We start from the raw sequence: 23,552 nt of genomic DNA, 5'->3' as shown, positions 1-23,552 counted from the left end.
CCATGACCGACGGCACCGACATCATCCGGGCGGCGGGCTGCGTCCTGTGGCGCCGCTCGCCCGTCGACGGCGAGCTGGAGGTCTGTCTGGTCCACCGGCCGAAGTACGACGACTGGTCCCACCCGAAGGGCAAGCTCAAGCGCGCCGAGGACGCTCTGGCCGGGGCGCTGCGGGAGGTCGAGGAGGAGACGGGCTACTCCGCGATGCCGGGCGCCGGCCTGCCCACGCTCGGCTATCTCGTCGGCGGGCGCACCAAGGAGGTCCGCTACTGGGCGGCCGAGGCGGCGGACGGCTGCTTCCGGCCGAACAGCGAGGTCGACCGCGTCCTGTGGCTCCCGCCGACCGCGGCCCGGCACCGCCTGACCCAGCCCAGGGACCGCGACCTGGTCGACGCGCTTCTGCACTCACTGCATCTGGCCTAGGCCGCCGTGCGCGCCCCGACGGTGGGAGCCGTGAGCCATGAGCCGAGAACCGTGAGCCGCAATCCGCGATCCGCGAACCCCGGGCCGCGAACCATGAGCCGCGAACCGGTGTGGCCGCCGCACGCAGCCGCGCCCCGCCCGCACGCCCCGCCCACACACGCCACGCCCCCCGCGACGCGTCCGGGCGCCGTCCCCGTGCGCCGTGCGGCCACCGGCCCCGTCACGCCGCTCACGCCGCTCGCGCCGAAACCTGAACGATTGCGTCTGGTTGCCTAGAGTTACCAATGAGACCCGAGTTGTCGGAAACCGCCCCGTGTCCTCGACGTAAGCGTTCCGTGACCTCACCGCACCGACCGCAGGGGTTCACCCGCCGTTCACTTATGGCCTTCGGCGCCTTCACCTGTTCTGCCTAATTTCGGCCTTACGCGGTGCGGACCGCGTCCCGGGCAAGTCCTGGGACAGGCTTCCGCCTACCACCGACTTCGCACGCCGCCACCTCGACGGCGGCTCCTGGAAGGAACTCCCGAAAAGTGAAGCTTCAGCGCAAGAACCGGCTTCGCGCCCTCTCGCTCGGTGCCGTCGCCGTCTCCGGCGCCCTGGCCCTCACGGCGTGCGGCTCGGACGACACCGGCACCAAGGCCGCCGGCGGCGACAAGTCGGCCTCGGCCGCGACCAACAGCAGCGCCATCAAGTGTGACGACGCCAAGGGCCAGCTGCAGGCGTCCGGATCCTCCGCGCAGAAGAACGCCATAGACGCCTGGGTGAAGCAGTTCACCCAGAGCTGCTCCGGCGTCCAGATCAACTACAACCCGACCGGTTCGGGTGCCGGCGTGACGGCGTTCACGCAGGGCCAGACCGCGTTCGCCGGTTCGGACTCCCCGCTGAAGCCCGAGGAGATCACCGCCTCGAAGAACGTCTGCGGCGGCAACGCGGCCATCGACCTTCCGATGGTCGGCGGCCCGATCGCGATCGGCTACAACGTTCCGGGTGTGGACAACCTCATCCTCGACGCGTCCACGATCGCCAAGATCTTCGACGGCAAGATCACCAAGTGGGACGACGCCGCGATCGCCAAGCTCAACCCCGGCGCGAAGCTCCCCAGCACCAAGATCCAGGCGTTCCACCGCTCGGACGAGTCCGGCACCACGGACAACTTCACCAAGTACCTGAAGGCCGTCGCCCCGTCCGACTGGAACTACTCCGGCGGCAAGGCGTGGCAGGCCAAGGGCGGCCAGTCCGCTCAGGGTTCCTCCGGCCTCGCCCAGCAGGTGAAGCAGACCGCCGGCGCGATCTCGTACTTCGAGCTCTCCTACGCCGCTGACGGCATCAGCACCGTCGACCTCAAGACGGACGCCGCGACCCCGGTCAAGGCCAGCGTCGAGAACGCCACCAAGGCCATCTCGTCCGCCACGGTCGCTGGCACCGGCAGCGACCTGGCGCTGAAGCTGAACTACAAGCCGACCGAGGAGGGCGCCTACCCGCTCACCCTGGTCACCTACGAGATCGTCTGCGAGAAGGGCAACAAGGCCGACACGCTGCCCGCCACGAAGGCCTTCCTCAACTACATCGCGAGCGAGGACGGTCAGAAGCTCCTGACCGACGCGAAGTACGCCCCGATCCCCGCCGAGATCATCTCCAAGGTTCGTACGACCCTCTCGAGCCTGAGCTGACCTGAGTGTGCGGCCCGCCTCGCCGAGGCGGGCCGCACCGTCCGGTGCACCGCCGCCTGGAGCCGCCACCCCTTACGGTTCCGCAGACCGGAGAATCCTGATGGACATAACGACGCAGAACACTGAAGCTCCACCTCCCACCCCACAGACTTCCGCCGTCGGCACGAAGATCGCCGACCGCGGCGCCTCCCGCACCGGAGACCGCGTCTTCATCGGTCTCTCCCGGGGTTCCGGCATCTTCCTCCTGGTGATCATGGCCGCCATCGCGGCCTTCCTCACCTACCGCGCGGCCAACGCGATCAGCGACGACCACGGCAACTTCCTCACCACGTTCGAGTGGAACACCAACCTCGTACCGCCGTCCTTCGGCATCGCGGTGCTGGCCTTCGGCACGGTGGTCTCCTCGATCATCGCCATGGCCCTCGCGGTCCCGGTCGCGGTGGGGATCGCCCTGTTCATCACGCACTACGCGCCGCGCAAGCTCGGCGGCCCCATCGGGTTCGTGATCGACCTGCTCGCCGCCGTCCCGTCCATCGTGTACGGCCTCTGGGGCGCTCTCGTCCTGGTCCCGCACATGAGCGGTCTGTTCGGCTGGCTCGACCACTACTTCGGCTGGACCGGCATCTTCGATTGGCAGGGCGGCGCCCCCCGCTCGATGCTCACCGTCGGCGTCCTGCTGGCGATCATGATCCTGCCGATCATCACCAACGTGAGCCGCGAGGTCTTCCGCCAGGCTCCGCTGATGATCCAGGAAGCCGCGCTGGCCCTCGGCGCCACGCGCTGGGAGGTCATCCGCATGTCGGTGCTGCCCTTCGGCCGCTCCGGCGTGATCTCCGCCTCGATGCTGGGCCTCGGCCGCGCGCTCGGCGAGACGATGGCCGTCGCCACGGTCCTCTCGCCGACCTTCGAGATCAACGCCAGCCTGCTCGACCCGGGCGGCGGCACCTTCGCGCAGAACATCGCGAGCAAGTTCAGTGAGGCCACCCCGCTCGGCCAGGACGCGCTGATCGCCTCCGGTCTCGTCCTGTTCGTCATCACCCTGCTGGTCAACGGCGGCGCGCGGATGATCATCAACCGCCGCAAGGAGTACTCGGGGGCCAACGCATGAGCCACGCATCCGTCACCGAGCGGCGCCCCAGCAGCCTGCGCGGCGCCAGTCTCCCCTCGTGGTCCCCGTGGGCGATCGCCGTGGGCTCCCTCGTCCTCGCCGTGGTCATCGGCCTGGTGGGCGGCCTCGACAGCAAGGTCCAGTGGGGCCTGATCGCCGCGATCCTCTTCGTCCTCGGCACGTACGGCGTCTCCGCCCGCGTCGAGGGCCGCCGGCAGGCCAAGGACCGGGTCGCGACCAGCCTCGTCTGGGTCTGCTTCCTCGTCGCCATCGTCCCGCTCGCCTCCCTGATCTGGGAGACCGTCAAGCGCGGCGCGAAGGTCTTCGACCTCTACTTCCTGACCCACTCCATGGGCGTGGTCGCCGACACCGAGACCGGTGGCGGCATCTACCACGCGATCATCGGCACCCTGGAGCAGGTCGGCATCGCCACCCTGATCGCCGTGCCGATCGGCGTGCTCACCGCCGTCTACCTGGTGGAGTACGGACGCGGCAAGCTCGCCAAGGCCGTCACCTTCTTCGTCGACGTCATGACGGGCATCCCGTCGATCGTCGCCGGCCTGTTCATCCTCAGCTTCTGGATCCTGATCCTCGACATGGGCTACTCCGGCTTCGCCGGTTCGCTCGCCCTGTCGATCCTGATGATGCCCGTGGTCGTCCGCTCCACGGAGGAGATGCTCAAGCTCGTACCGAACGAGCTGCGCGAGGCCTCCCTCGCCCTGGGTGTCCCGAAGTGGCGCACCATCATCAAGGTGGTCCTGCCGACCTCCATCGGCGGTATCACCACGGGTGTGATGCTCGCGGTCGCCCGCATCACGGGCGAGACCGCCCCGGTGCTGCTCCTGGTCTGGGGCACGAACTTCATCAACACCAACCCGTTCTCGGACCCGCAGGCCTCGCTGCCGCTGTACATCTACCAGCAGTACGCGAACAGCGCCGGCTCCGGCGCGGCCTACGACAGGGCCTGGGCGGCGGCACTCGCCCTCATCGCCTTCGTCATGATCCTGAACCTGGCGGCCCGCGGCATCGCCCGCTGGAAGGCCCCGAAGACGGGCCGCTGACGCGGCCAATCAGCGACCCGAATCTCTCGAAAGAAGCAGTGACTGACATGGCCAAGCGAATCGACGTGAGCGGTCTGACCGCTTACTACAGCGCCCACAAGGCGATCGAAGACATCTCGATGACGGTCGAGCCCCGCTCGGTGACGGCCTTCATCGGCCCCTCCGGCTGCGGCAAGTCGACCTTCCTGCGCACCCTCAACCGGATGCACGAGGTCACCCCCGGCGGCCGTGTCGAGGGCAAGGTCCTCCTGGACGACGAGGACCTGTACGGCCAGGGCGTCGACCCCGTCGCCGTGCGCCGCACGATCGGCATGGTCTTCCAGCGTCCCAACCCGTTCCCCACCATGTCGATCTTCGACAACGTGGCGGCCGGCCTCAAGCTCAACGGGTCCTACCGGAAGTCCGAGCTGGCCGACATCGTCGAGAAGTCCCTCAAGGGCGCGAACCTCTGGAACGAGGTCAAGGACCGCCTGAACAAGCCCGGCTCGGGCCTGTCCGGCGGCCAGCAGCAGCGACTGTGCATCGCGCGGGCGATCGCGGTGGAACCGCAGGTCCTCCTCATGGACGAGCCCTGCTCGGCCCTGGACCCGATCTCGACCCTCGCCATCGAGGACCTGATCGGTGAGCTGAAGGAACGCTTCACGATCGTCATCGTGACGCACAACATGCAGCAGGCGGCGCGCGTCTCCGACCGCACGGCCTTCTTCAACCTGGCCGCGGTCGGCCAGCCCGGACGCCTCATCGAGATCGACGACACGGAGCGGATCTTCTCCAACCCGTCGGTCCAGGCCACCGAGGACTACATCTCGGGCCGCTTCGGCTGAGCCGACCCCACAAGAACCCCTCGCGGTGCTGCATGGCGGTGCCACCGCGAGGACGAGAAGGGCCCGCCCCCGGCTCCCGGGGGCGGGCCCGCTCCCGTTCCTCCCTCTTGGCCGAACCGCGAACGGGCCGAGCACACGGGCGCGCACGGCAGGCGGGAACCCGCGCTGAGGGACGGGCGAACACGAGAAGCGAGACCGACACCGGAGGCGGGGCCGCGCTGAGGGCATGACCTTGCGCGGGAGGCGGGGGCCCGTACCGGGAGGCGGGGCCTCGCCCGGGAAGTGACGGCCCGTGCCAACGCCGCGAACTCCCGCTGAAACCAGGTTCCCGTACTGGAAACGCGGGCGCGCACTGAAGGCGCGGCCTTACGCGGAGGCGGAGGCCCGTACCGGGAGACGGGGCCTCGCCCAAGAAGTGGCGGCCCGTGCTGAAGACGCGGGCGCGCGCAGGAGTCTGCGGCCCGTACCAGGAGGCGGGGCCTCGCCCAGGAAGTGACCGCCCGTGCCGAAGGCGCGAACTCCCGCAGAAGCCCGATACCCGTACTGGAAACGCGGGCGGGCGCAGGAAGCGGTGGCTGTACGGCAGGTGCGGGGGCTCACGCACGAAGTGCGGGCCCCGGGGAATCCCGGGCATGCGCCGCGCTGATGGTTCCGGCCGGACCCGCACCCTCAGCCCGTCCGGCGTTTGAGGACGAGCCCTTCGGGCGATGACGGGGGTCCAGGGGGCGGAGCCCCCAGGTACGGGATGGGTCGGGTAGGGGCGGCGGGGGCGAGAGAATCCCGCCGAACCCCCCGGGGGGAGCCCCCGGGTCCCTACAGGAACGCCAGATCCACGACCCAGAAACTCGCCGCGGCCACCACCGCCGCCGCCGGCATCGTGATGAACCACCCCAGCACGATGTTCTTCGCGACACCCCACCGCACCGCGTTCACCCGCTTGGTCGCCCCCACCCCCATGATCGCGGAAGTGATGACATGCGTCGTGGAGATCGGCGCCTTGAACAGAAACGCCGTGGCGAACATGATCGACGCCCCGGTGGTCTCCGCCGCGAACCCCTGCGGCGGATCCAGCTCGATGATCTTCCGCCCCAGCGTCCGCATGATCCGCCACCCACCCGCGTACGTACCGAGGGACAGCATCACGGCGCAGGAGATCTTCACCCACACCGGAATCGGATCGTCGGCACCCTGGACGTCACCGATGACGAGCGCCATCACGACGATACCCATCGTCTTCTGCGCGTCCTGCAGACCATGCCCGAGCGCCATTCCGGCCGCCGAAACGGTCTGGGCTATCCGAAAGCCCCTCTTGGCCTTGTGCGGGTTGGCCCGGCGGAACAGCCACATGATCGCGCACATCACCAGATAGCCGCCGATCAGACCGACGACCGGCGACAGGAACATCGGGATGATGACCTTGTCCAGGACGCCGGACCACAGAACGGTCGTACCGCCCGCGAGCGCCGCCCCGACCAGACCGCCGAACAACGCGTGCGACGAGGACGACGGAAGACCGAAGTACCAGGTGACCAGGTTCCAGACGATCGCCCCGATCAGCGCGGCGAAGAGGATGCCCATCCCCTTGCCGCCCTCGGGCGTCGCGATCAGGCCACTGCTCACGGTGTGCGCGACCCCGCTGCCGAGGAACGCGCCCGCGAGGTTCATCACCGCGGCCATCGCGAGCGCGGCCCGGGGGGTCAGCGCCCGGGTGGACACCGACGTGGCGATGGCGTTCGCCGAATCGTGGAAGCCGTTCGTGTACGTGAATCCGAGCGCGACCCCGATGGTCACGATCAGCGCAAAGGTGTCCACGAAGCCTCAGGACTCCTTGACGGCGATGGTCTCCACCGTGTTCGCCACGTGTTCGAACGCGTCGGCGGCTTCCTCCAGCACATCCACGATCTGCTTGAGCTTCAGCACCTCGATGGCGTCGTACTTGCCGTTGAAGAGCTGGGCGAGCAGCTTGCGGTGGATCTGGTCGGCCTGGTTCTCGAGGCGGTTGACCTCGATCCAGTACTCGGTGAGGTTGTCCATGGTCCGCAGGTTCGGCATCGCCTCGGCGGTCAGCTCGGCCGCCCGCGCCAGCACCTCGATCTGCTGCTCCACGCCCTTGGGGAGCTCCTCGACCTGGTACAGCACGACCAGGTCGACGGCCTCCTCCATGAAGTCCATGATGTCGTCGAGGGACGAGGCCAGGTTGTAGATGTCCTCGCGGTCGAAGGGCGTGATGAAGGAGGAGTTCAACTGGTGGAAGATCGCGTGCGTCGCATCGTCACCGGCGTGCTCCGCTGCCCGCATACGCTCTGCGATCTCGGCCCGGGCCGAGGCGTCGGCCCCGAGCAGTTCCATCAGGAGTTTCGAGCCCGTGACGATGTTGTCCGCGGATGCGGAGAACATGTCGTAGAAGCTCGTCTCCCTGGGGGTCAGACGAAATCGCACGTGAGGTCCTCGGGGTCCTTTTGTTTCGGTCAGGCTGATGCTAGGCGCATCATCCGGCCACGGCTAACCGGCCGTCCCCCAGTGTCGCCCATGAGGCACAGTGATCAGCACAGGGTCCGGTCCCGGCACCGGGCAAGGGCCCTATACCCAACGAAGTTCGATACCATATACCTACCAGGGGTATATGTAGCCGACCTTTCCGGCGGGATCAGCAGGAGGACGCGATGACGACCACCGAGGCCGGCGCGCAGGCGCCCTCCGGTGACACACGGGAGACCGTGGAGCAGGTCGTGACCGACCACGACCGCGGTGTGCACGGGTACCACAAGCAGAAGGACGAGCACCTCAAGCGCCTGCGGCGGATCGAGGGCCAGATCCGCGGTCTGCAGCGGATGGTCGACGAGGACGTCTACTGCATCGACATACTCACGCAGGTCTCCGCCTCCACCAAGGCCCTGCAGTCCTTCGCCCTCCAGCTCCTGGAGGAGCACCTGCGCCACTGCGTCGCGGACGCGGCCCTCAAGGGCGGCGACGAGATCGACGCGAAGGTCGAGGAAGCGACGAAGGCGATCGGCCGGCTGCTGCGCACCTAGTCGTACCGCTCCGTGAGGTGGGGACACGGCCGCCGGGCCGGGGCGACGACAGCGGGGCTCATCCCCCCGCGCCGTCCTCCCGCGCGCGTTCTTCGGCCACTTTCAGCACCTCGTCGATGCTCTCCAGGCTGAGCCGGTCCTCATGGGCCGCCGACGCCGCGATGATCAGGTCGCCGCACAGCTCGATCTCGGCGAGGGCCACGTGGTCCTGAACTGCCGTACCGCCGACCGGAGCCACGCGCGTCACCTCTTCCTGCCGTCACCGACTTCCTAGAGTAGGGAGCGGCCTACACACCGCGCATGGCACGGAAGGGCCATTTCCAGCCCCCAACCCCGCCTCCCACGGGGAGCCCGCGCAGGCACTCCGCGCCCCCGAGCCGCCCCCGGCCCGGACCCCTACCCGGACTCCGCCGGGATACCGCACGCCCTTCGTCCCCGCGGTCGCCGCGCCTCTACGGCTCCGCGATCTTCCCCGCGAAGATGTCCGCGGCCTCGGGAAGCCGTACGGGCGCCGGGACCCCGAAGTCGTGGAGCAGGGTCGTCGAGGCGACCGCGACCGTGCCCCTGTGCTGGCCGTTCACGAAGCTGAACCGGTTGCGCAGCTCGCGGATCCGTCCCTCGTCGTCGAGATAGACGTCGAACGGGACCTCAGCGGTGGCGAAGCCCTTCGCCGCCGCCCGCAGCGCCTCCCGGTTCCCCTCCGACGCGCTCGGTGCGGCGAGGCGCAGGTCGGCGATCCCGCGGTAGTGCGCCACCGGGACCCCCGCCACCTCCGTCCTGCCCTCGTACGTCGCCGTCCGCGCCCCGCGCAGCAACTCGGCCGCCGCGAACGGATCGGTGGCACCGCCGGTCACCAGATTCCCGTCGGAGAGCGTGGCCGTGTCGACGCGCACCCACTTGTCGGCCGGCACACCCGCGCCGCGGTTCTTCATGAACAGGGCTCCCGGGGCGAGCAGTTCGGTGATCGGCCGGTGCTCCTCGGCGCCGCCCGGATCCTGCGGCAGCTCCACCGTGAGCCGCCCCGACCGCTTCCTGAAGTCGTAGACACCCTCGCCCCGGATGGTGACCCGGGTCCCGCCGGTGGCCATCTCCATCGACGTACGCACCCTCGCGCTGCCGGCCCGCTCCAGGACGGCGGCGGCACGGTGCAGCGCCTCGGCGGAGACGACGCCGGAGCGGGCGCCCACGGCGGCGGGGCGCGCGTCCTCCACACCGGCGCCGCCGGCCGAACATCCGGCGACGCAGCACACGAGCCCTGCCACCGCGACCGCCAGAACACGGACCTCCGTCCGCCTGCCCTGCTGCGCCACCATCGTCCGCCGACCCCCAGCCGGTCCGTCCCGGGCCTCCTGTCGTACCGGTTAACGACGGGTAGGGACGCCCGTCACGCCGGTGCGATTCCGTTTGCTTGCCTTGGGTAACGTTGTTGACGTGGCTCAGCAGGACGACATCCCCTCCGCCGGGGAACACCGGACCATCACGGTCGAACAGGGCCGCTTCTGCGTGGCCCGCTGCTCCTGCGGCTGGAGAGGCCCCGCCCGCCGGGCCCGCAGCCTCGCCCGCACGGACGCGGAGTCCCACACGACACCCCCGCTCGCCTGACTCCGCTGCGGCCGGGACGGCCTCGCGCGGGCGAGGCAGGGCGGACACAACACCCCTGGCAGGGACCGGATCGCGGGCGGGAAACACGTGATATCGGTCATACCGGGATCACATTCCTGTAGCGGTTCCGTTCTGGCCCCGTACGTTGTGGAACCCTCGGAAGCGGTCACCCGTCTCGTCCCACGGGAACCAACGGGAGGCTCACATGCAACGGCGGATATTCATAGGCGGCGGCGCGGCCGCTCTCGCGGCGGCGGTCACCACCGCGTGCAACGGGAAGAGCGGAGCGTCCACCAGCGCGTCCGGGGCCGCTGAGACGTCCAGCGCCCCCGTCCGCACGACCGCGGGCGTCACCCCCGCCGGCGTCCGCGCCGCCGCGAACTGGACCGCCCTCGCCAAGGACCTGGACGGCATCCTGGTCCGCCCCGGCGACCGCGCCTGGCCCGCCGCGCACCAGCTGTACAACACCCGCTTCGACGCGCTGAAGCCCACCGCCGTCGCGTACGCCGCCCACGCCGACGACATCCGTACGGCCATGGACTACGCCCGCGCCCACCACATACCGCTGTCGATCCGCAACGGCGGCCACTCCTACGCGGGCTGGTCCTCAGGCGACGGCCGGCTGATCCTCGACGTCTCCAAGCTGAACAAGATCCGGGCGTCCGCGAACGAGGCCGTCGTCGGCGCCGGTTCGAAGCTGATAGACGTCTACCGCGCGCTCGCCGCGAAGGGCGTCACCATACCCGCGGGTTCCTGCCCGACCGTCGGCGTCTCCGGTCTGACCCTCGGTGGCGGCCATGGCGTCGTGTCCCGGGCGTACGGCCTGACCTGCGACAGTCTCACCCAGGCGACGCTGATCACCGCGGACGGCAAGCAGCTCGTCGCGAACGCGAGTGAGAACAAGGACCTCTTCTGGGCGCTGCGCGGCGCCGGCAACGGCAACTTCGGAGTCGTCACCGAGCTCCGTTACAAGACCCACCCCGCCCCGCAGGCCGTCTCCGCGTACCTGTCCTGGCCGTGGACGAAGGCCGCCGCCGTGGTGAAGGCCTGGCAGGAGTGGGGACCGGACCAGCCCGACGAGATCTGGTCGTCCCTGCATCTCGCGAACGCCGCCGGGGGCACTCCCACCGTCTCCGTCGCCGCGTTCTCCCTGGGCACCTACGGCGAACTCCAGAACGCCGTGGACCGTCTGGCCGACCGGGTCGGCGCCCCCGCCACCAGCGTCTCCCTCAAGAAGCGGTCGTACGAGGAGTCGATGGAGGTGTACGCGGGCTGCTCCTCCTTCCCCACCGACCCGCAGTGCCATCTGCCCGGCACGACGCCGGGCCGCTCCGCGCAGGGCGCCCTCGGCCGCGAGACGTACGCGGCCCGTTCGGACTTCTTCGACCGCTCGATCTCCGCGGCCGGCATCCAGACGCTCCTGAACCAGATGGTCTCGGTCCGCGGCGGCGCGGGCAGCATCGCGCTCACCGCGCTGGGCGGCGCGGTCAACCGCGTCTCACCGACCGCGACGGCCTTCGTGCACCGCCGCTCCCGGATGCTCGCCCAGTACATCGTCTCCTGGCAGGCGGGCACCTCCGGCACCACGGGCCAGTCCTGGCTGACCTCGGCCCACAAGGCGATGGCCCGCCACGCCTCCGGCGCCGCCTACCAGAACTACACGGACCCGACCCTCACCGACTGGCGCAAGGCGTACTACGGCGACGCGGCGCCCCGGCTGACCGCTCTGAAGAAGCAGTACGACCCGGACCGCTTCTTCTCGTTCCCCCAGGCCCTGTAAGAAGGAGCCGCGCCCGCCGCGGAAGGCGTCCCCCGCACGAGCCGGTGCGGGGGCGGCGGCCGAAGGAGGCGGTCACGCCGCCAGGTCGGACTCGTCCGGCCGCTCCGCGCGCGCCTCCGGAATCGTCGTCCGCCGCCCCGTGAGGCCCGCGCGCCGTGTCCGCACGAGCAGGCCGGCCCGCGGGGACCGCTCGACGGCCTTCATCACGGGCGTCAGCAGGGCCATGGCGAGCGGGGACAGCAGCAGCGCGACGGCCGTACCGAGGGCGAATCCACCGATGACGTCCGTCGGGTAGTGCACGCCCATGTAGACCCGGCAGAACCCCTCGACGAGCGCGAGCCCGATCCCGGCCAGGCCGAACTTCCGGTGCACGACGAACAGGCCGACGCCCATCGCCATCGTGAGCGTCGCGTGGTCGCTCACGAAGGAGAAGTCGGTCTTGCCCGACACCAGGACGTCGAGACCCTGGTGGTCGACGAACGGCCGGGGCCGCTCCACGAAGCCCCTTATCGGCACGTTCACCAGCACCGCGACGCCGGCGGCCAGCGGCGCCCACACCAGCCCCGCCACGGACGACGCCGCGCCCTCACCACCGCCGCGCCGCACGGTCCACCAGCACCACAGCACCAGCAGGACCATGGCGAGCAGCAGGCCGTACTCGCCCACGAACTCCATGCCCCGGTCGAACCAGTGCGGTGCGCTCCTGGCGAGGCCGTTGATGTCGTAGAGCAGGTCGACGTCGGGGTTCGAACCGGATTCGGCGAGTCCAGCCATGGTGCTGCGGCCCCTTCGTCGTCTTTGCCGCGGGCGCACCCTTTCGCGCGCCGCTCGATCCACCCCGTGGTGTGTAGAACCGCGGCCCGGAAGTCCTGGATCCGCTCTACGTCAACAGGAACGCACAGTGCCCTCCAGTACGTTCCACACTCCACCGAATGATCACGCAGACGTTATCGAAGAGAGATACATCGCCGCAGCTCAGGGGGTGGGTTCAGACCGTGGTCGGCAGCGCTTTCGCGCCATCCTCGGTCACACGCGTGGCTCCGAAGTAGTCGGGGGTGTCGATCGGGTCGAAGCGGATGACGGCGCCCGTCCTCGGCGCGTCGATCATGTATCCGCCGCCCACGTAGATGCCCACGTGCCGGATGGTCCGTGAGTTGGTGAGGTCGTCGGAGAAGAACACCAGGTCCCCCGGCAGGAGTTCCTCGCGCGCGGGGTGCGGCCCTGCGTTGTACTGGTCGTTGGCGACCCGCGGCAGGGTGACCCCGACGCTCTCGTACGCGGCCTTGGTCAGACCCGAGCAGTCGAAGCGTCCACCCTGGTCAGCGGTGCCGTTGCCGCCCCACAGATAGGGCGTGCCGAGCTTCTTCTGCGCGTAGTAGATCGCCGCGGCGGCCTGCCGTGACGGGTCGACCCGGTTCACGGGCCGGGCGAAGCTCTTCTCCAGGGTCGTGATCGTCTTCACATAGTTCCGGGTCTCCCGGTACGGCGGGACGCCCCCGTATTTGATGACGGCGTACGCCCCAGCGTTGTACGCGGCGAGCATGTTCTCCGTGATGTTCCCGGGCGCGTCCTTCACGTACGAGGCGAGCTGGCAGTCGTACGAGGCGGCCGACGGAATCGCGTCATTCGGGTCCCAGACGTCGCGGTCGCCGTCCCCGTCGCCGTCCACTCCGTGCGTGGCCCACGTCCCCGGGATGAACTGCGCTATCCCTTCGGCCTTCGCCGGGCTCTTGGCGTTCGGGTTGAATCCGCTCTCCTGGTACAGCTGCGCGGCCAGCAGCGCGGGGTTGATCGCGCCGCAGAGGTTCCCCCACTTCTGCACGAGCGTCTGGTACGCGGCGGGTACCGCGCCCTTGGCGAGCCCGACCGAGCCGCCCCCGACCCCGCCCGCGAGATTGCCCGCGACGACGTAGACCCCGACGACGAGCAGCATCACGAAGGAGAGTCCCGCCCCGGCGACAGCGGCCGCCACGACCCATGCCTTACGCACCGTCAACCGCCCCTCACCGCCCGGGAGTCCACCGCCGCCAGTGTAGAGGCGGACCCGCGCCGCGGGACGATCACACACAAGGAGAAACCGCATGTGGCGCCGGTGCCGGGGCGTCCGCTGCACCCCCTGGCCAACTCCCCCGCCCCGCAAGGCGATATCAGGCCAGAGCCGACGGCGACACTCCAGCGCGGCCGGAAGCCACGCTGGAGGCGCGGCGCTCCCGCGCTACTGCTCCTGTGTCGAGCGGTACAGGGCCCGGGCCTCGTCCCCGAGGACCACGCTGTACGAGATGTCGTCGGTGTCCCCACCCGCCTCGTGGCCGCCGATGACCCCGACGACCTCCCCGTACCCGTTCACCCAGGGGCTGCCGCTCGTGCCGCCGGCGAAGGCGGGGCAGGCGATGCGCTGCTGGGTGCGACTGTGGGCGGTGGGCCTGTTCGTGCAGGTGATCGGCGCCTCGAGGATGCTGGGGTAGCCGGTGACGGTCACGGCGGTCGCCCCGGTCTCCCGCCCCGTCGCGAACGCGTTGCCGCCGACGACGTCCTCGACACCCTTGCCGCCGCGGTCGGCGACGGTGGCGAAGGCGACGTCGCTGTCCTCGTCCTGGGCGCCGGTCCACGCGTCACCGACGTACGTCCTGCGGATATCCCAGATGCCGTACGGCGCCTTCCCGTCACGGTATCCGGGCACGAAGCGGAGCTTTCCGCCGCCGTCCAGGCAGTGCGCGGCGGTCACCAGCAGATTGCGTCCCTTGCTGTGCACGACGGACGCGGTGCAGAAGTGGCCGCCCTCCAGAGGGCCGCTGCCCCCGAACAGCGCGCCGACACGAGAGGCCGCCACGGTGCCGGAGGCCCGCGCGGTCACGCCGAGGGGCCCGCGGCCGTCGTCGGCGGCCGCCACGGAGGCCGATGTCGCGGCCAGCACCGCGACCGCGACGAACAGGGCGTTCCGCCGGTTACCGGGGGGACGAGTGGTGCGCTTCATCGGTTCATACTCTGGCTCACGGATCTGAGAGAAATCCTGAAACCACCTTGAGAAATTGGCATGAGTCACCGGTGGAATCCACCGTACGGCCCACGTCCGCCGACCGCCCTCTCTCGCGCTCCGATCAATTGACGTCACGCTACGTTACTCCAGTCACGTCCCACGCGCGCGGCGGCGGGATATCCACAGCCTGTGGACACCGTTCTCCGCACCGCACACCACCGGGCCACCCGGGCGTTCCCGGACATCCAGGGTTCCCGGACATCCAGGAGAGGAAGACCTCCATGGCTCAAGTACCCCCGAACCCCGACTGGACGCGGGCGGCCCCCGACGACGCGACCGGACCCGGGCCGTGGATCGAGATCGCCTTCGGCGAGGACGACCTGGTCCACATCAGGGAGACCAGCGACCCCACGAACGTCGTCACCACGACCCGGAGGAAGTGGGACGCGTTCGTACTGGGTGTACGGGCGGGCGAGTTCGACCACTTCGTCGCAGGAGCCGAGATAGAGGTGGAGGCAGAGGCGGGCGAGACAGAGGGGGGAGAACAGGACGGGCGGTCCTCGAAGGCGCCCGGGGCCGCGGCCCCGTCCTGACGAACACGCCGGCCAGGACGCGATGCGCGGATCACCGGCCGTGGGCTCCCCGTCGGCCGCGCCCCCGCAGTACGCCACGGTCTCCCGGGCGGACTCCGCCAAGTACCCCTGCCGCCAATGCCTCCCGGCCCGCACTACCGCCAACGCCCGCTCCCACGGGGGCAGTCGGCGCGGCGCCACGCGGCAACCGGCCACGGCCCGTTTCCGCGCACCACAGGGACGGGGGATAGCCTGCGTGACAGCGATCGCGCGTCCACATCCGGCAGACGCGCGACCCGGAGAACATCGGCTCGACAACCCGTCGGAATCGGGACGCGTCCGTGGCGGAGCTACGAGGCGAGCGGGGCACCCGTCCCGCGCTCTTCGTAGAAGGGGTTAACGACGGAACCACACGACAGGTTCCGCATCGACTTCATTGCCCGGCGTGACCTGCCGTGATACACAGAGTGACCATACGACTCTCCGCATACCGGCGCACGCCTCCCGAATGGGGCCCGCGTGCGCCGGTGGCAAGGGATTCGTACGAAACCCGCCAATCAATGACGCCAAGTCGACATGCGACAGCGTCATTTTCGGCGAGAATGGGCCCGACCTCTGCGCGCAGTGGCAGGGGGTGCAGAACTACCCACTAGGGGCGGTGACTTACATGCTTTTCGCAGCCGACAAGGGCGACATCACCACAATCATCGGCGGGATCGCCCCGGACTGGGGTCCCTTCGGCAGCCTGGGCAACGAAGCCAAGACGATGATCCAGGTCGTGATGGCGGTCGCCATCCTGCTCTGCCTCGGGATCGCGATCTGGGGAGCGGCCAAGCAGCGCATCGGCGCGACGGCGCTGCGCGACACCTTCAGCGCGGAACAGGGCAAGGGCCTGATCATCGCCGGCCTCACCGGGGTCTTCATCATCGGGTCCCTGGGCACGCTGTTCACCATCGTGTACGGCATGGCCGTCTAGCCCCGGCCGGGGCGCCCGGCTCCTGTCTCCACCGTCTGTCCGATCCACCTGTCCGTCGCGCCCACCGGCTGAGGTTGCGTTTCCCTGATGTCGAGTCACCACACCGCGTCCGCGCGGAAACCAGCACGGCTACCGTCGTACTACGCGATTCAGCAGAGGTTGAGGGGGCGTACGCGGCATGAGTCTCGGTGACGAACCCGGATACGGGGACAGCTCTCGCGGTGACGACGGGAGATACGGGGGCACGGGCCAGACCCGGACCCGGCTCCCCGACCGCCCCGGCGACGTCTACGGCGGCGCCCGCCGTGGCCGCTCGTCCTCACGCAGCCTGATCACGGTGGTCGGCGTCGTGGTCCTCCTGATCGCCGCGATCGCCTTCGCGAACCGTGGGGGAGACGATTCCTCTTCCTCGGGCGGCGGAGGCGGAAACGGCGGCGCCAAGTCCGGAACCTCACCCACGGCGGCTTCCGGGGAACGGCCGGTCGATTCGAAGACGAACGGGATTCCGGCGGGGTACAGCCACAACGTGCAGGGCGCACAGAGCGCGGGGGCGAACTACGCGGCCGCCCTGGGCTCAGACGGCATGTTCAACACGGGCAAGCGTCATGCCATCGTGCAGGCCGTCGCCGCTCCCAGCGCGCTGGACGGTCTCCAGTCCGGCTTCGACGCGGACTACTCGGCGAGCCTTCTGAAGAAGATCGGTCTCGAGACCGACGGCAGCGCGCCCACCGGAAGCACATTCGTCAATCGCACCTTGCCGGTGGGCACCAAGGTCACCTCCTCCAGCGACACCGCGGCCACGGTCGAGGTCTGGTGCAACAGCCTCTTCGGCCTCACCGGCGAGAACTCCACCAACCCTGTGACCAGCGGCTGGTTCACCGTGACCATGAAGCTGACCTGGAACGGCGACTGGAAGGTCCTGCAAACCAGCCAGAAGACCGGCCCGACCCCCGTCAACGGAGACAACGCCGTCTCCGGAGCCGACGAGATCGGCAAGGCGGTCGAGGAGTTCGGAGGGTTCACGTATGCCCGGTAGCCCGCGCCGCGCGATCAAGCTCACCGGCGTCGCAGCAGTCGTGCAGACCACAGCTGTGCTGCTGGCCTCCCACGCTTACGCGGCACCCACCCCGAAAGCCACCGACGACTCCTGCTCGCTGATCGCCGGCCCAGCCAGGAAGTACTGCGAGAACCGCGGCGGCCCCAGCCGCACCGGAGGCTCGACCCCCAGCCTCACCTCCCCCCTCGACCCCCTCTCCTCCCTCGCCAAGGGCTGCGCCGACGCCGCGTCCTGGACCATCGACAAGCTCTCCTCCGCGGTCAACGACACCGCGAACGTCGATTTCACGAACCCCAAGTTCCTCCAGCAGTACGCCGTCGTCTTCGCGGCCTCGACGATCCTCACCCTCCTCCTGTGGCTGCTCGCCGTGGCGAAGAGGGCGGTGCGAGGCGTCCCCCTCGGCACCGCGCTCTCCGAGGCGATCGGCTTCCTCTGGCTCACGGTGCTGGCGTCCGCGTTCACCCCGCTGATCCTCTACACCGTCGTCTCGGCCTCCGACGGCGTCACCGACGTCCTCGCCAAGACCACCGGCAACCAGACCGACAGCTTCTTCGGCACCTTCTCCGGCGCACTCGCCAAGGGCGAGAACATCGGCGGCGGCCCGATCATGCTGATCGTCGTGTCCCTGGTCTCGATCCTCGCCGCCGGCGTCCTGTGGCTGGAGCTCGTGATCCGCGCCGCGCTCCTCTACGTCGGCGCCCTCCTCGGCACCGTCGTGTACGCGGGTCTCGTCGACAAGAACCTGTGGGGCCACGTCCGCCGCTGGGCCGGCGTCATGATCGCCGTCATCCTGGTGAAACCGGTCATCGTGATAGTGCTCGGCCTGGCCGGCGCCCTGTCCACCGACAACGGCCCGGACTCCTTCTCCGCCGTCGTCTCCGGCCTCGCCATCATCCTGCTCGCCATCTTCGCCAGCGCCATGATCTACCGCTTCGTCCCCGGCTTCGGCGACGAGATCGCCAACTCCCGCAACAACCGCATCATGCAGGGCGCCGAAGGCAAGGCCGCGGCCGTGATCAGCTCCCCGGCCACCCTCGTCGCCCAGGGCATCAAGACGCACAGCACCCGCGCCGACAACAACGGCGGAGGAGGAGGCGGAGGCAACCAGCCGCCCCGCCCCGCCAACCCCGCCTCCGGCGGCGTTGCGGCACACAGCACGCGCACACCGAACGGAGGCGGCGGATCCGTCCCCTCCGCCGCGCCCCCGCCCCGCACGAGCCCCACCGGAAACACCCGCAACAGCAGTCCCAACCGCACGGGAGGTGAAGGGCGTTGACGACCGAGTCCCACGTGTCCCATCCGGTCACGCCCCGCCGTACATATCTGATCGGCCGCGCCCGGCCGAACGCGATGGTCGGCCGGAATCGCGAGTCCGGCGAGATCGTGCTCATCATCGCGGGCGCGTTCCTCGGCATGATGTGCGGTCTGCTCGTCCCCGTACTGTCCCTGCGGATCGTGCTGCTGATGGGCTTCCCGCTGGTCGCCCTCGCCGCGGTGTACGTCCCGTACAAGCGCCGCACGTTCTACAAGTGGTTCGAGATCAACCGCAGTTACAAGCGCAGCCTGCGCCGCGGCACGGCGTACCGCAGCAACGTCATGGAGGCCGGCACCCACCTCGACGGCCGGGAGATCGAGATCGGACCGCCGCCCGGCATCGGGCGGATCTCCTGGCTCGCGGCGCCCTTCGGGCCCGACGAGATCGCCGTGCTCCTGCACGCCGACCGCCGCACCGTCACCGCCGCGATCGAGATCGAGGGTCCGGGCGTCGGCCTGCGCGACAGCGAGGACCAGGAAGCCCTCGTCGACCGCTTCGGCACCCTCCTCAAGCACGTCGCGAACGGCGACGGCTTCGTCACCCGCCTCCAGATGCTCGCCCGCACGCTCCCCGCCGACCCGGACGCCCACGCCAAGGACGTCTCCGTACGCGGGGACGAGAAGTCCCCCGGCTGGCTGCAGCAGTCCTACGACCAGCTCCAGTCCATGGTGTCCACCAGCAGCGAGCAGCACCGCGCCTATCTCGTCGCCTGCATGCACTGGACCCGCGAACTCGCCGCCGAGGCCCAGGCCATGGCACGGGCCGCCCGGCCGCAGGGCGGGAAGAAGCTGGACCGCGACGCGGGCCTCGCCGTCGTCATGGCGCGCGAGCTGACCGACATCTGCTCACGCCTCCAGGAGGCCGACATCCGGGTACGCCAGCCCCTCGGCCAGGGCCGGCTCGCCTCCCTCGTGCACTCCATGTACGACCCCGACCACCCCATCGACCACATCCAGGCGATGACCAAACGCAACGCCTGGCCCGCCGAGCTCGACGCCATGGAGCCCACCTACCTCCAGGCGAAGACCCGCGAGTCCTCAACCCGCGCGCCCTGGTGCCACGCCACGGCCTGGGTGAAGGAGTGGCCGATGACCCCGGTCGGCGTCAACTTCCTTGCTCCGCTGCTGGTCCACACCCCGGACGTCATCCGCACGGTCGCCGTCACCATGGACCTCGAACCCACCGAGATCGCCATCGAACGCATGCTGACCGAGAAGACCAACGACGAGGCCGAGGCCAGCCGCCAGGCGAAGATGAACCGCACGGTCGACCCCCGCGACATCGCCTCCCACAACCGCCTCGACCAGCGCGGCGAGGACCTCGCCAGCGGCGCGGCCGGAGTGAACCTCGTCGGCTACATCACCGTCTCCTCCCGCTCCCCCGAGGCCCTCGCCCGCGACAAGCGCACCATCCGCGCCTCGGCCGGCAAGTCGTATCTGAAGCTGGAGTGGTGCGACCGCGAGCACCACCGGGCCTTCGTCAACACGCTCCCCTTCGCCACCGGTATTCGGAGGTAAGGCCCTGATGCGGGATCCGCTGTCCGCCGCCACCGACACCTTCACGTCCTTCCTCTTCGGCAAGGTCGAGACGACCCGGCTGCCGGTCCGCACCTCCACGGGCCAGGCCCAAGCCGTCTACCTGCCCACCGCCGCACCCGGCCTCGGCGACTCCGGCGTCATCATCGGACGCGAGGTGTACTCCGGGAAGGGCTACATCTACGACCCCTTCCAGCTGTACGGGCAGCAGCTGCCCGCCCCGCACTGGCTGGTCCTCGGCGAGTCCGGCAACGGCAAGTCGGCCCTGGAGAAGACCTACGTCCTGCGCCAACTGCGCTTCCGCGACCGGCAGGTCGTCGTCCTCGACGCCCAGGGCGAGGACGGGGTCGGCGAATGGAACCTCATCGCGGAGGAGCTGGGAATAACTCCCATCCGCCTCGACCCCACGGCCGCCCTCGACATGGGAATCCGGCTCAACCCGCTCGACCCCGCGATCACCACCACCGGCCAGCTGGCCCTGCTGCGGACCATCATCGAGGTCGCGATGGGACACGGCCTCGACGAGCGGTCCGGCTTCGCCCTGAAGGTCGCGCACGCCTACGTCAACGAGACGATCGTCGAGCGCCAGCCCGTGCTGATGGACATCGTCGAGCAACTGCGCCACCCCGAACCGGAGTCGGCCGAGGCGATGAACGTCGCCATAGACGACGTACGGGCCTGGGGCCTGGACGTGGCCCTGGTGCTCGACCGGCTGGTCGACGGTGACCTCAGGGGCATGTTCGACGGCCCCACGACGGTCGGCATCGACCTGGACGCCCCGCTGATCGTCTTCGACCTCTCCCACATCGACCGCAACTCCATCGCCATGCCCATCCTGATGGCGATCGTGGGCGTGTGGCTGGAGCACACCTGGATCCGGCCCGACCGCAAGAAGCGCATCTTCCTGGTCGAGGAGGCGTGGCACATCATCAACAGTCCGTTCGTCGCCCAGCTCTTCCAGCGGCTGCTGAAGTTCGGCCGACGCCTCGGCCTGTCCTTCGTGGCGGTGGTGCACCACCTGAGCGACGTGGTGGACGGAGCGGCGGCCAAGGAGGCCGCCGCGATCCTGAAGATGGCGTCCACCCGGACGATCTACGCCCAGAAGGCCGACGAGGCACGGGCCACGGGACGGGTGATCGGCCTGCCCAGGTGGGCCGTGGAGATCATCCCGACCCTGACCCCGGGCATCGCGGTCTGGGACGTCAACGGCAACGTACAGGTCGTCAAACACCTGATCACGGAGACCGAACGGCCCCTCGTCTTCACCGACCGCGCCATGACCGAGTCCTCCGCGGACCGTCTCGCCGACGACGCGCTGCGCGCCGCGGAGCTGGAGGCGGAGGAACGCGCGGCGGCCTTCGTCGAACAGCACCTCAGCGACCTCGACGGCACGTCCGAGTCCACGGTGGCATGAGATGAGACCGGACGAACGGCGACAGGAGCGTGCGGGGGGCGTCCCCGACGGTCTGCTGGTGGGCGTACTGGCCTTCCTCCTCGGCCTGACCCTCCTGGTGTGGTCAGCCACCGGCATCGCCGGATGGCTGGCCCGGGGAGCCTGGCCGGCGGCCGTCACCGTCGCCCGTACGCCCCTGGCCCTGCGCCATCTGATCGGGCAGCCGCAGGACGTCGCGGGAGCCTGGCCGGACACCCCCGCCGGCCAGCTGTCGGGCTACGGACTCTTCTGGGGCCTGTTCATCGGGCAGTTGATGGTCCTGATCGTGCTGACGGTGTTCGTGATGGGCACGATGGCGCGGTGGCGGGCGGTACGGGCGCGGCGGAAGGCCGGCGCGTACGCGCCTCAGGGCCAGGCCTCCGCCCGGGTGCCCGAGCCCGCGCGTGAACCGGTCCAGGCGTACGCCGAGACCCCGAAGAGCGCCGAGGAACCAACCCCACACGAGGTCCCGGTCCCCCGGCCCGCGCCCGAGCCCGCCGAACCCCCCGCGCAGGCCCCGCAGCCGACACCGGCCCCCCTGGCGGCCGCGGGCCGGCGAACGGGCGGCTGGGAAGGGACCCCGGCCGCGGGCACCGTCGTCCTCGGCCCCGCGGAGGCCCGCCGCCCCACCGCCACCCAGGCCGTACGGGACGCGGAGGGCCCCGTCCTGGTCATCACCTCGGACCCGACGACCTGGGCGGAGACCAAGGACGCCCGGGCCAAGCTCGGCCCGGTCCTCCTCTACGACCCCACCCACCGCTGCGACACCCCGGCCCGTCTCCACTGGTCCCCCGCCGCCGGCTGCGAGGACAAGGCCACGGCGGCGGCCAGAGCCACCGCGCTGCTGGCCCCCGTGCGCCCCACCGCCAAGGTCGACCGCGCCATGGCCGACGTCGCGGAAACGCTCCTGCGGAGCTATCTGCACGCCGCCGCCGTGGAGGGCAAGGCCTTCCGGCACGTCCACCGCTGGGCCCAGGGCTCCCAGGTCCAGGACGCGGTACGAGCCCTGCGTACGAACCCCAAGGCCGCCTCCGGCGCGGCGGGCGAACTCGAGGCCGCGCTCACCTCCCACCCGGAACGCCGTGACATAGCGCAGGAGTTGACGGCCCGCGCGCTGTCCTCCCTGTTCACGGTCAACATCCGTGAAGCCTGCACCGCGAACCGAAGTGACGCCCTCGCTCTGGATTCCTTCGTCGACGAAGGGGGCACGCTTTATGTGGTCGGTGAACCCATCGAGGACCCCAGGGCGAACCCTGGCGCCATGCCGCTCCTGACGGCCCTCGCCTCTAGCGTGGTCGAGCGCGGCCGGCGCATGGCCGAACGGTCATCCTCCGGTCGCCTCGACCCACCACTCACGCTGGTCCTGGACGACGTGGCCGCCGTCGCCCCGCTCCCGCAGCTCCCCGACCTGCTGACCGCCGGAGCGGGCCAGGGCCTTCCGACCCTGGCCCTGCTCCGCTCCCAGGAGCAGGGCAGGGCCCGCTGGCCGCATGCCGAACTCCCGATCTGACCGTCACCACCGGCCCGCCGGGCTCGGCGGACAGCCCTACGCCCGCGTGATCACGAACTCCAGATCCCGCTCCCCCGTGTCCCCCTGGGCCGCGGAGCTCCCGCCGGTCGGTACGAATCCGGCGCGGCGGTAGAACGCCTCGGCGCGCCCGTTCTTCTCGTGCACGAACAGCCGTACGCGATCGAGGCCGATCTCCCAGGCCCAGGCGAGCGCGGTGTCGAAGAGCGCGTCCGTCACACCGCTTCCCCGGTGCTCGGGCCGTACGAAGACACCCACCAGATGCCCCTGGCTCCGCTCGCTCACGTCCCCGAAGATGTCCGGCTCCCCGGCCCGCTCGACCAGCATGACCACGGAGCCTCCCCACGTCCCGTCCGGACCGACGGCGACGAACTGCCGCCGGTCGCGCACGCCTTCGGCGGCCCCCGCCGCGCGTTCCCGCCAGAACGCGTCGGGCCGTACCACGGACTCCTCGTACGTCTCCATGAAGGCGAGGTGCGCGACGGGGTCCTGCAGCGCGACCAGCCGGAGCTCCTTCACCGCGCGCCACTCGTCGGCCCGTATGGAACGGATCACTTGGTTCATACGGGCCACGGTAGTCCCGGGACACCTCCGCGCTCACCCCGATTTCCGACCCCGGAAATCCACCCTGCCGATCCCCGCCGTCCAGGCCACCGTCATG

23 protein-coding genes are annotated in these 23,552 nt (G+C 70.0%); 15 read left to right on the top strand and 8 right to left on the bottom strand.

Going from position 1 to position 23,552, the window contains the following annotated elements:
* Positions 1 to 2 precede the first annotated feature (2 nt).
* From GFH48_RS21555 to pstB, 5 genes are all read left to right on the top strand, one after another.
* Positions 3 to 422, top strand: coding sequence for an NUDIX hydrolase (locus GFH48_RS21555; RefSeq protein ID WP_153289816.1), 420 nt, complete (start codon positions 3 to 5; stop codon positions 420 to 422).
* A 530-nt stretch (positions 423 to 952) separates the two neighbouring features.
* Complete coding sequence (gene pstS, locus GFH48_RS21550) at positions 953 to 2,092, top strand: phosphate ABC transporter substrate-binding protein PstS (protein ID WP_153289815.1); 1,140 nt, start codon at positions 953 to 955, stop codon at positions 2,090 to 2,092.
* A gap of 100 nt (positions 2,093 to 2,192) precedes the next feature.
* A complete protein-coding gene (gene pstC / locus GFH48_RS21545; RefSeq protein ID WP_153289814.1) occupies positions 2,193 to 3,200 on the top strand; it encodes a phosphate ABC transporter permease subunit PstC in 1,008 nt (335 codons plus the stop codon).
* Positions 3,197 to 4,261 (top strand): phosphate ABC transporter permease PstA, encoded by a 1,065-nt coding sequence (pstA, locus tag GFH48_RS21540; protein WP_153289813.1) that lies wholly within the window; start codon positions 3,197 to 3,199, stop codon positions 4,259 to 4,261. Before pstC ends, pstA begins: the two co-directional genes overlap by 4 nt.
* Positions 4,262 to 4,308: 47 nt before the next feature.
* Positions 4,309 to 5,085, top strand: a complete 777-nt coding sequence (gene pstB, locus GFH48_RS21535; RefSeq protein WP_153289812.1) for a phosphate ABC transporter ATP-binding protein PstB — start codon at positions 4,309 to 4,311, stop codon at positions 5,083 to 5,085.
* Between the two features lie 813 nt (positions 5,086 to 5,898).
* Here the strand turns inward: pstB and GFH48_RS21530 are convergent.
* Positions 5,899 to 6,897 (bottom strand): inorganic phosphate transporter, encoded by a 999-nt coding sequence (locus tag GFH48_RS21530; protein ID WP_153289811.1) that lies wholly within the window; start codon positions 6,895 to 6,897, stop codon positions 5,899 to 5,901.
* Between the two features lie 6 nt (positions 6,898 to 6,903).
* The gene (locus tag GFH48_RS21525; protein ID WP_148009124.1) at positions 6,904 to 7,524 is read right to left on the bottom strand and encodes a DUF47 domain-containing protein; all 621 of its coding nucleotides are present in this window, start codon (positions 7,522 to 7,524) and stop codon (positions 6,904 to 6,906) included.
* A gap of 224 nt (positions 7,525 to 7,748) precedes the next feature.
* Between GFH48_RS21525 and GFH48_RS21520 the strand changes: the two genes are divergently transcribed.
* Positions 7,749 to 8,117: a metal-sensitive transcriptional regulator gene (locus GFH48_RS21520; RefSeq protein WP_153289810.1), complete on the top strand. Its 369-nt coding sequence runs from the start codon at positions 7,749 to 7,751 to the stop codon at positions 8,115 to 8,117.
* A gap of 58 nt (positions 8,118 to 8,175) precedes the next feature.
* Here GFH48_RS21520 and GFH48_RS21515 read toward each other — a convergent pair whose 3' ends face one another.
* The gene (locus GFH48_RS21515; protein ID WP_153289809.1) at positions 8,176 to 8,364 is read right to left on the bottom strand and encodes a hypothetical protein; all 189 of its coding nucleotides are present in this window, start codon (positions 8,362 to 8,364) and stop codon (positions 8,176 to 8,178) included.
* A gap of 205 nt (positions 8,365 to 8,569) precedes the next feature.
* The gene (locus GFH48_RS21510; RefSeq protein WP_153289808.1) at positions 8,570 to 9,430 is read right to left on the bottom strand and encodes a hypothetical protein; all 861 of its coding nucleotides are present in this window, start codon (positions 9,428 to 9,430) and stop codon (positions 8,570 to 8,572) included.
* 118 nt (positions 9,431 to 9,548) lie between these two features.
* On the opposite strand from GFH48_RS21510, the gene GFH48_RS38615 reads away from it, so the two are divergent.
* Together GFH48_RS38615 and GFH48_RS21505 are read left to right on the top strand one after the other, a co-directional pair.
* Positions 9,549 to 9,719, top strand: a complete 171-nt coding sequence (locus GFH48_RS38615) for a hypothetical protein (protein WP_194280634.1) — start codon at positions 9,549 to 9,551, stop codon at positions 9,717 to 9,719.
* 205 nt (positions 9,720 to 9,924) lie between these two features.
* Positions 9,925 to 11,499, top strand: coding sequence for an FAD-binding oxidoreductase (locus GFH48_RS21505; protein ID WP_153289807.1), 1,575 nt, complete (start codon positions 9,925 to 9,927; stop codon positions 11,497 to 11,499).
* Positions 11,500 to 11,571: 72 nt separating this feature from the next.
* Here the strand turns inward: GFH48_RS21505 and GFH48_RS21500 are convergent, their stop codons facing one another.
* The 3 genes from GFH48_RS21500 to GFH48_RS21490 all read right to left on the bottom strand — a co-directional run bounded on the left by GFH48_RS21500 (position 11,572) and on the right by GFH48_RS21490 (position 14,473).
* Positions 11,572 to 12,273, bottom strand: a complete 702-nt coding sequence (locus GFH48_RS21500) for a phosphatase PAP2 family protein (protein WP_153289806.1) — start codon at positions 12,271 to 12,273, stop codon at positions 11,572 to 11,574.
* 214 nt (positions 12,274 to 12,487) lie between these two features.
* Positions 12,488 to 13,495 carry a C40 family peptidase gene (locus tag GFH48_RS21495; protein ID WP_228120783.1) on the bottom strand — a complete coding sequence of 336 codons (1,008 nt, stop codon included), beginning with the start codon at positions 13,493 to 13,495 and terminating at the stop codon, positions 12,488 to 12,490.
* A gap of 219 nt (positions 13,496 to 13,714) precedes the next feature.
* The gene (locus GFH48_RS21490; protein WP_153289804.1) at positions 13,715 to 14,473 is read right to left on the bottom strand and encodes a trypsin-like serine peptidase; all 759 of its coding nucleotides are present in this window, start codon (positions 14,471 to 14,473) and stop codon (positions 13,715 to 13,717) included.
* Positions 14,474 to 14,757: 284 nt separating this feature from the next.
* On the opposite strand from GFH48_RS21490, the gene GFH48_RS21485 reads away from it, so the two are divergent.
* From GFH48_RS21485 to GFH48_RS21455, 7 genes are all read left to right on the top strand, one after another.
* Positions 14,758 to 15,069 carry a DUF397 domain-containing protein gene (locus GFH48_RS21485; protein ID WP_153289803.1) on the top strand — a complete coding sequence of 104 codons (312 nt, stop codon included), beginning with the start codon at positions 14,758 to 14,760 and terminating at the stop codon, positions 15,067 to 15,069.
* A 646-nt stretch (positions 15,070 to 15,715) separates the two neighbouring features.
* The gene (locus GFH48_RS21480; protein WP_054232206.1) at positions 15,716 to 16,024 is read left to right on the top strand and encodes a hypothetical protein; all 309 of its coding nucleotides are present in this window, start codon (positions 15,716 to 15,718) and stop codon (positions 16,022 to 16,024) included.
* A gap of 178 nt (positions 16,025 to 16,202) precedes the next feature.
* On the top strand, positions 16,203 to 17,060 hold the full coding sequence (locus tag GFH48_RS21475; protein ID WP_153289802.1) for a hypothetical protein: 858 nt from the start codon (positions 16,203 to 16,205) through the stop codon (positions 17,058 to 17,060).
* Entirely contained in the window at positions 17,050 to 18,357 is a 1,308-nt protein-coding gene (locus GFH48_RS21470) for a hypothetical protein (protein ID WP_153289801.1), read from the top strand. Before GFH48_RS21475 ends, GFH48_RS21470 begins: the two co-directional genes overlap by 11 nt.
* A 14-nt stretch (positions 18,358 to 18,371) precedes the next feature.
* On the top strand, positions 18,372 to 19,913 hold the full coding sequence (locus GFH48_RS21465; protein ID WP_153293040.1) for an SCO6880 family protein: 1,542 nt from the start codon (positions 18,372 to 18,374) through the stop codon (positions 19,911 to 19,913).
* Between the two features lie 7 nt (positions 19,914 to 19,920).
* Positions 19,921 to 21,345, top strand: a complete 1,425-nt coding sequence (locus GFH48_RS21460) for an ATP-binding protein (RefSeq protein WP_153289800.1) — start codon at positions 19,921 to 19,923, stop codon at positions 21,343 to 21,345.
* Between the two features lies 1 nt (position 21,346).
* Entirely contained in the window at positions 21,347 to 22,873 is a 1,527-nt protein-coding gene (locus GFH48_RS21455; protein WP_153289799.1) for a type IV secretory system conjugative DNA transfer family protein, read from the top strand.
* Positions 22,874 to 22,909: 36 nt separating this feature from the next.
* Here the strand turns inward: GFH48_RS21455 and GFH48_RS21450 are convergent, their stop codons facing one another.
* Entirely contained in the window at positions 22,910 to 23,455 is a 546-nt protein-coding gene (locus GFH48_RS21450) for a GNAT family N-acetyltransferase (protein WP_153289798.1), read from the bottom strand.
* Between the last annotated feature and the right edge of the window lie 97 nt (positions 23,456 to 23,552).

Origin of the sequence: Streptomyces fagopyri (genome assembly GCF_009498275.1) — a bacterium.
Classification (GTDB): domain Bacteria; phylum Actinomycetota; class Actinomycetes; order Streptomycetales; family Streptomycetaceae; genus Streptomyces; species Streptomyces fagopyri.
Note: the sequence above shows the minus strand (reverse complement) of the source record. Positions and strands in the feature narration are given on the sequence as shown.

What these genes read in the sequence shown, in the direction of transcription:
- pstA (WP_153289813.1), top strand. Translation starts at nt 3,197, where the DNA reads ATGAGCCACGCATCCGTCACCGAGCGGCGCCCCAGCAGCCTGCGCGGC.
- GFH48_RS21500 (WP_153289806.1), bottom strand. Translation starts at nt 12,273, where the DNA reads ATGGCTGGACTCGCCGAATCCGGTTCGAACCCCGACGTCGACCTGCTC.
- GFH48_RS21460 (WP_153289800.1), top strand. Translation starts at nt 19,921, where the DNA reads ATGCGGGATCCGCTGTCCGCCGCCACCGACACCTTCACGTCCTTCCTC.
- GFH48_RS21470 (WP_153289801.1), top strand. Translation starts at nt 17,050, where the DNA reads ATGCCCGGTAGCCCGCGCCGCGCGATCAAGCTCACCGGCGTCGCAGCA.
- GFH48_RS21510 (WP_153289808.1), bottom strand. Translation starts at nt 9,430, where the DNA reads ATGGTGGCGCAGCAGGGCAGGCGGACGGAGGTCCGTGTTCTGGCGGTC.
- pstB (WP_153289812.1), top strand. Translation starts at nt 4,309, where the DNA reads ATGGCCAAGCGAATCGACGTGAGCGGTCTGACCGCTTACTACAGCGCC.
- GFH48_RS21480 (WP_054232206.1), top strand. Translation starts at nt 15,716, where the DNA reads ATGCTTTTCGCAGCCGACAAGGGCGACATCACCACAATCATCGGCGGG.
- GFH48_RS21555 (WP_153289816.1), top strand. Translation starts at nt 3, where the DNA reads ATGACCGACGGCACCGACATCATCCGGGCGGCGGGCTGCGTCCTGTGG.
- GFH48_RS21485 (WP_153289803.1), top strand. Translation starts at nt 14,758, where the DNA reads ATGGCTCAAGTACCCCCGAACCCCGACTGGACGCGGGCGGCCCCCGAC.
- GFH48_RS21490 (WP_153289804.1), bottom strand. Translation starts at nt 14,473, where the DNA reads ATGAAGCGCACCACTCGTCCCCCCGGTAACCGGCGGAACGCCCTGTTC.
- pstC (WP_153289814.1), top strand. Translation starts at nt 2,193, where the DNA reads ATGGACATAACGACGCAGAACACTGAAGCTCCACCTCCCACCCCACAG.
- GFH48_RS21520 (WP_153289810.1), top strand. Translation starts at nt 7,749, where the DNA reads ATGACGACCACCGAGGCCGGCGCGCAGGCGCCCTCCGGTGACACACGG.
- GFH48_RS21505 (WP_153289807.1), top strand. Translation starts at nt 9,925, where the DNA reads ATGCAACGGCGGATATTCATAGGCGGCGGCGCGGCCGCTCTCGCGGCG.
- GFH48_RS21475 (WP_153289802.1), top strand. Translation starts at nt 16,203, where the DNA reads ATGAGTCTCGGTGACGAACCCGGATACGGGGACAGCTCTCGCGGTGAC.
- GFH48_RS21455 (WP_153289799.1), top strand. Translation starts at nt 21,347, where the DNA reads ATGAGACCGGACGAACGGCGACAGGAGCGTGCGGGGGGCGTCCCCGAC.
- GFH48_RS21450 (WP_153289798.1), bottom strand. Translation starts at nt 23,455, where the DNA reads ATGAACCAAGTGATCCGTTCCATACGGGCCGACGAGTGGCGCGCGGTG.